At 52.9% G+C, this 255-nt stretch carries 1 protein-coding gene; it reads right to left on the minus strand.

The window, feature by feature from the left end:
• Positions 1-255: ABC transporter permease subunit (locus KVT27_RS25405; RefSeq protein WP_217582249.1), on the minus strand; the 255-nt coding region annotated here is incomplete at both ends.

The raw sequence follows: 255 nt of genomic DNA on the forward strand, positions 1-255 counted from the left end.
GGTCCAGCACATGTCCGACACGAAGCAGCAGCAGCACCATAATCGTTGGCAAGAGCGATGGCAGTGTAATGCTGAACGCCTGCTTCAGCTTTCCGGCCCCATCCACTTCGGCTGATTCATAAAGCTCCGGATTGATGCCTGCCAAGGCCGCAAGGTAAATGATCGTCCCCCAGCCAACTTCTTTCCAGATTCCGGAGGTAACCACGATCGAACGGAAATAATTCGGTTCCTGCATGAAAAATATCGGCTCCTTGC

The organism is Lysinibacillus sp. GbtcB16, assembly GCF_019091145.1.
GTDB classification, from domain to species: domain Bacteria; phylum Bacillota; class Bacilli; order Bacillales_A; family Planococcaceae; genus Lysinibacillus; species Lysinibacillus fusiformis.